Raw genomic sequence first — 1,704 nt, 5'->3', positions numbered from 1 at the left:
CATGGGCGAAATAGCCGTTGGTGGCCTGTGCAGTGCCGGCGGCGCCCAGAGCCAGGCCGACCGCCATCGTGATCGCGCTGCGGCGAATGAAGCGTGCTTTCATTGTTGTCTCCTTTGGTGGTCTTCTTGTTGTAGCCGGGGGCGGATTGGCTCCCCCATCGGCTCGGGATACCCGCACCGCTGACCATACGGACGGGCATCTTTTTCGGCGGCCCCCTGCCGCGCGAAATTTCGGCGGCCCCCCTGCCGCTCGAAACCTGAATATTCAAAACCGCTTATCGGCGCCCTGACGTGCGAAAGCCCCGCAGGGCGGGGCTTTCGTCGGGGACTTGATGGTTATTGCTTACCGGACCGATGTCTCGTCCTCGGCCTCATCGTCGGCGTCGAAGTCGAAGGTGCCGACGTCTTCGCCATCCATCTGCCGCTTCACGAATCCGACGTCGCTGCTGTTCAGCGCGAACGGGAACGACAGGATGTCCGTCGGGCTGGAATCACCATAGGGGCGATTGCAGGCCGAGACCTCCTCGTCCGACTTGCCGGGGCACCCGGAGGTCTGGAACGGCTTGCCGGAGGCGATCAGTTCCTCAACCTCGGACTGCGGCAGACCGAAGTCCACCACCTGGCCGTCGTCGTTGAACTTCATGTCGTCGATGCGGCCGCCGGCATAATCGATGATGAAGCGGCCCAGCTGTACGCGGCGCCACTGGTCGCGCGGGACCGGCTTCCAGTCCTCCATCAGCGAGCCTTCCTCGGGGAAGAACGCGAACATGTGGTTGTGGCCACCCAGATCGCGGATGCGCTGGCAGACCTGCAGGATCTCTTCCTCGGTCTCGCCCATGCCGCAGATCAGATGGGCGCCGAACTTCTCCGGGCCGAAGATCTCGGCGGCCCACTCGATGGACTGCCAGTACTTGTCCCAGGTATGCGGGCTCTCGACCGACTTGCCGCGGGTACGCTCGAAGATCTCCGGGGTCACCGCGTCCAGCGCGACGGTGAAGATGTCCGCGCCCTTGTCCCGCAGAAGCTGGAGGTCTTCATAGCTCATGGTGGTCGGGTTGGACAGGATCGACACCGGGATGTGATTCACCTCGGCGACCCACTTCTCCAGCAGCTCGACGGTGTCGGCATCGGAGTTGGGATGGGTGATCATGGAGATGCACATGCGCTCGAACTGGCCGGCGTCGGCGTTGTTCTTCACGCGCTCGATCACCTCGTCGTATTTGGCGGTGGGCCAGTCGACGCGGATGAAGTTGCGGTCGGCGTAGTCACGCGATTCCTCGCGGTGGCGCGCCAGCCCGCAGTAGGAGCAGTTGGCGCGGCAGCCTTCCGGATAGGTAACCAGCAGGTTCAGGCAGTGGGTGCAGGACGTGCGATGCATGGTCCCCGGCACCAGGCCCAGCGTGATCGCGGCCGCCGTGGACATCTGCACGTACTCCGGCGAACGCATGTCCGGGGTCTTGATGTGGTAGTCCGGCCGATAGAAGTTTACCGGCGCGACCATGTCCTCTGCACTTGCACTCATTGTCTTCCTCCAGCGTTGTCTCGGGGATGCGGGGCATCCGTCGACCGAGCCCGGTTACGCGGCCCGATCACCATCGTCGAAATACTCGGAAAATGCAATCCATCCACGGCGCTGCGTTGCGTCTTCGTTCGCCCGCGGCGTGCGCCAGTGCTGATTGAGAAACGCACGCCGCGGGCGAACGA

1 protein-coding gene and 1 pseudogene are annotated in these 1,704 nt (G+C 63.7%); both read right to left on the bottom strand.

Features of this window, described 5'->3' with window-relative positions; all coding sequences use genetic code 11:
• Positions 1–343 precede the first annotated feature (343 nt).
• The gene (locus B1A74_RS13810; RefSeq protein WP_026288967.1) at positions 344–1,522 is read right to left on the bottom strand and encodes a radical SAM protein; all 1,179 of its coding nucleotides are present in this window, start codon (positions 1,520–1,522) and stop codon (positions 344–346) included.
• Between the two features lie 54 nt (positions 1,523–1,576).
• Positions 1,577–1,704 (bottom strand): annotated as a pseudogene (locus B1A74_RS14095) (geranylgeranyl reductase); the annotation flags it as partial.

Origin of the sequence: Thioalkalivibrio halophilus, assembly GCF_001995255.1 — a bacterium.
In the GTDB taxonomy this organism is placed as follows: Bacteria; Pseudomonadota; Gammaproteobacteria; order Ectothiorhodospirales; family Ectothiorhodospiraceae; genus Thioalkalivibrio; species Thioalkalivibrio halophilus.
Note: the sequence above shows the minus strand (reverse complement) of the source record. Positions and strands in the feature narration are given on the sequence as shown.